Origin of the sequence: Kitasatospora sp. NPDC057542 (assembly GCF_042801945.1) — a bacterium.
Taxonomy (GTDB): Bacteria; Actinomycetota; Actinomycetes; order Streptomycetales; family Streptomycetaceae; genus Kitasatospora.
Genome location: NZ_JBHVFE010000681.1, coordinates 1 through 3,388, shown reverse-complemented (window position 1 = coordinate 3,388; position 3,388 = coordinate 1). Strand labels below are relative to the sequence as shown.

At 75.1% G+C, this 3,388-nt stretch carries 4 protein-coding genes; 3 read left to right on the top strand and 1 reads right to left on the bottom strand.

The window, feature by feature from the left end:
- Positions 1 to 142 precede the first annotated feature (142 nt).
- Positions 143 to 931: an SDR family NAD(P)-dependent oxidoreductase gene (locus ACFU7Y_RS42020; protein ID WP_224283824.1), complete on the top strand. Its 789-nt coding sequence runs from the start codon at positions 143 to 145 to the stop codon at positions 929 to 931.
- Positions 932 to 948: 17 nt separating this feature from the next.
- On the opposite strand, the gene ACFU7Y_RS42015 is transcribed toward ACFU7Y_RS42020, so the two are convergent.
- Positions 949 to 1,842 carry an NAD(P)-binding domain-containing protein gene (locus ACFU7Y_RS42015; RefSeq protein ID WP_380771699.1) on the bottom strand — a complete coding sequence of 298 codons (894 nt, stop codon included), beginning with the start codon at positions 1,840 to 1,842 and terminating at the stop codon, positions 949 to 951.
- An 82-nt stretch (positions 1,843 to 1,924) separates the two neighbouring features.
- Here ACFU7Y_RS42015 and ACFU7Y_RS42010 point away from each other — a divergent pair, with 82 nt between their 5' ends.
- Together ACFU7Y_RS42010 and ACFU7Y_RS42005 are read left to right on the top strand one after the other, a co-directional pair.
- Positions 1,925 to 2,452: a MerR family transcriptional regulator gene (locus ACFU7Y_RS42010; RefSeq protein WP_380771697.1), complete on the top strand. Its 528-nt coding sequence runs from the start codon at positions 1,925 to 1,927 to the stop codon at positions 2,450 to 2,452.
- Between the two features lie 4 nt (positions 2,453 to 2,456).
- Entirely contained in the window at positions 2,457 to 3,245 is a 789-nt protein-coding gene (locus ACFU7Y_RS42005; RefSeq protein ID WP_380771695.1) for a GNAT family N-acetyltransferase, read from the top strand.
- The last annotated feature ends 143 nt before the right edge of the window (positions 3,246 to 3,388 follow it).

Below are 3,388 nucleotides of genomic sequence, written 5' to 3'. Positions count from 1 at the left end.
GTGGTGACGGTCCCGGCCGTCGTCGTCGGCCGTGTGACACGCGCCCGCCCCGCCGGGCCGCTTTTGAGCCGTAGACCGGCCGGATCCGGTGCGCCGCCCGAAGAGCCCCGGCTCCCATCCGCCCGCTGGGTAGAGTCGCGCCATGGTGACTGTGAACGCGGGGAGCCCCGCGGGCGGGCGACTGGCCGGCCGATCCTGTGTGGTGACGGGCGCGGCCAGCGGCATCGGACGGGCCGTCGCCGAACGCTTCCTCCGGGAGGGCGCGTCGGTGGTCGCCACCGATGTGGACGCGTCCGGGCTGGACCGGCTGGCCGATCAACTCCCGGGCGCCCTCAGTACGGTGGTCGGCGACGTGGCCCGGGACGAGGACGCCCGCCGGATGGTGGCGGCCGCCGTCGAGCGGCACGGGCGGCTGGACGTCCTGGTGGCCAACGCCGGGGTCATCCCGCTGATGGAGATCACCGAGGCCACCGCCGAGGACTGGGACCACGTGATGGCGGTGGACGGTCGCGGCATGTTCCTCACCTGCAAGTACGCGATCGAGGCGATGGCCGCGCAGGAGCGGCCCGGCGGTTCGATCGTCTGCCTGTCCTCCATCTCCGGTGAGGCCGGCCAGCGCGGCCAGTCGGTGTACGGGCCCGCCAAGTTCGTCGCCTCCGGCCTCACCAAGCACCTCGCCGTCGAATGGGCCGATCGCGGCATCCGGGTCAACGCCGTAGCCCCCGGCACCATCACCACCGAGCGCGTCGCCCGGCTGCACGACGAGCCCGGCGGTCCCGAGTACCTCGCGGCGATCGAGAAGCTGCACCCGATGGGCCGGCTCGGTGACCCGGCCGAGGTGGCGGCGGCCGTCCTCTTCCTCGCCTCCGACGACGCGTCCTTCGTCACCGGGGTCGTGCTGCCGGTGGACGGCGGGTACCTGGCGCAGTAGTGCGCCCGGCGCTCCGACTATGCGGTGAGCAGCTCGACCAGGGCGGACACCCCGTCCGAGCCGTGCCCGGCCCCGACCGCCCGCCTGGTGACCGCGAGCGCCGCGTCCAGGACGGAGGTGTCCAGGCCGTGCGCCCGGGCGGTGTGCACGACGTGCGCCAGCCCGGCCTCGGCGGAGGCGAGGCTGCTGTGGTCGCCCGGATGCCGGCGGTCGTCCGCGCGCTGTGCGAAGCGGTCGATCAGCGGCGGCAGCATGCTCGGCAACCCCTGGGCGTACGGCGCGAGCTCGGCGCCGGCGATGCCCTCGGCGCGGGCCAGCGCCAGGGCGTGCAGGTAGCCGTGCACGGTGGTCCAGAACAGGTCGAGCAGGGCGGCGTCGAAGGCCGCCGCCCGGCCCGGGTCCGTGCCCACGTGGCGCACGGTGCCCAGCGCCCGCAGCGTCTCCTCGTGGATGGCGAAGGCCTCGGCGTCGCCGCTCAGCAGGACGGTGCCCTCCGGGCGGCCGATGGTCGGGGTGGGGGTGAGGATCGCGGCGTTCAGCAGGCGGAAGCCCCGGGCCTCGGCGTCGGCGGCGTTCGCCCGCGCCTCGCCCGGCGCGACCGAGGTGGCGTTGACGACGGTCCGGCCGCCCAGCGCCGTCCCGGCGGCCTCCAGCACGGCCCGGGCGGCCGGCTGGTCGCGGACGCAGAGCAGGACGAGCGGGGCGAGCGCCACCGCCTCGGCGGCGCTCGCGGCCGACCGCGCACCGAGGGCGAGCGGTTCGGAGTCCCGGCCCGGCGTGCGGTTCCACACGGCGACCGGATGGCCGGCGGCCAGCAGCGCCCCGGCCAGCGCCCGACCCATCGGGCCCAGGCCGAGTACGGCAACGGCGGTACGGACAGGGGTGGTTGAGGAAGATCGTTCGTTCGGCACGGCCGTTACGCTAGACCTTCACGCCGACGGCAGAGTCAAGGCGGAGAGCCATGGTGGAGGATCCACCGAGGAGGTGTCCGCGATGCGGATCGGAGAACTCGCCCGGCGCACCGGCGTCACCCCGCGCGCCCTGCGGTACTACGAGGAACAGGGGCTGCTCACCCCCGAGCGCCGCGCCAGCGGCTACCGCGAGTACGGCGAGCCGGACGTGGACACCGTCCGCGGCATCCGCACCCTCCTCGCGGCCGGCCTCAACAGCGCCGTGATCGCCGAGATCCTCCACGGCCTGCCGCTCCCGGGACAGCGCCCTCCCGGCCCGACCTGCCCCGAGCTGCTCGCCGGCCTGGCCAGGGAACGCGCCCGGATCACCCACCGGATGGACGAACTCGCCGATGCCCTGGCCCTGTTGGACGCCATCGTGGCGGCAGAGGCGCCGAGCGAGGTGATCCGCTCCGGCCGACTGCGGGTGGCGGACCGCAAACCGGTCGGGGGCCGTGGGGCGGCCGCGGGCGGTGAGCCGGTTGGGGAGCGCAGGCCGGTCGAGGAGCGCCGCCCGCAGCCGGTGGCGCGGAAACTCGATGGCGTGCGCTCCCGGGCCGTGTTGGAGTGAGCGGATGAACCATGACGAGGTGCTCGCCCTGTTCGACGACCGGCTCCGGCGCAACGCGCCGCCCGACCCCGGCTGCCGCGTCGAACGCGACGGCGCGGTGGTCCGGCAGGTGGGCCCGGAGCACGGCTGGAACGGCGTGCTCTGGTCCGGCCTGGACGAGGCCGGGGCGGACGCGGCGATCGCCGCGCAGGTGCACCACTTCGCCGAGCTCGGGAGGGAGTTCGAGTGGAAGGCCTATTCCCACGACCTCCCCGCCGACCTCGGCGCCCGACTGCTGGCGGCCGGCTTCACCCCGGAGCCGGAGGAGGCGCTGATGATCGCCCGGATCGCGGACCTGCCCACCGAAGCCGCTCTGCCCGAGGGTGTCCGGCTGCTCCCGGTGACCGACCCGGCCGGGGTGGACCTGCTGATGGAAGCCCACAAACAGGCCTTCGGCACCGAAAAACCCGCTCTGCGCGAGCGGATTCTCGACCACCTGCGCGACGGCACCGAGACGGTCAGCATGGTCGTCGCGATGGCTGGCGACCGCCCGGTCAGCGGCGCCCGGATGGAACTGATCCCGGGCACCGGGTTCGCCGGGCTCTGGGGAGGCGGCACCGCACCCGACTGGCGCGGCCGGGGCATCTACCGCGCCCTCGTCGCCCACCGTGCCCGCCTCGCGGCCGGGCTCGGCTACCAGTACCTCCAGGTCGACGCGAGCGACCAGAGCCGCCCCATCCTCCAGCGCCTCGGCTTCGCCTGGCTGAGCACGACGACTCCGTACGTACGGGGCCTGGCTGGCGTGCCGGCCTGACCCCTGCCGGGGCGGGCTGCGGCCGACACAGCGGTGCCGACGCCCGCAAGGAGCTGGAGGCGGCGCCGGCCGGTGCGTACGACCTCGTGATCGCCGACGTCTTCGACCGCTCCCGCATTCCCGGGCCGATGACCACCGCGGGC

Excerpts from the sequence above, each read along its gene's own strand:
- ACFU7Y_RS42020 (WP_224283824.1), top strand. The coding sequence starts at position 143 with ATGGTGACTGTGAACGCGGGGAGCCCCGCGGGCGGGCGACTGGCCGGC.
- ACFU7Y_RS42010 (WP_380771697.1), top strand. The coding sequence starts at position 1,925 with ATGCGGATCGGAGAACTCGCCCGGCGCACCGGCGTCACCCCGCGCGCC.
- ACFU7Y_RS42005 (WP_380771695.1), top strand. The coding sequence starts at position 2,457 with ATGAACCATGACGAGGTGCTCGCCCTGTTCGACGACCGGCTCCGGCGC.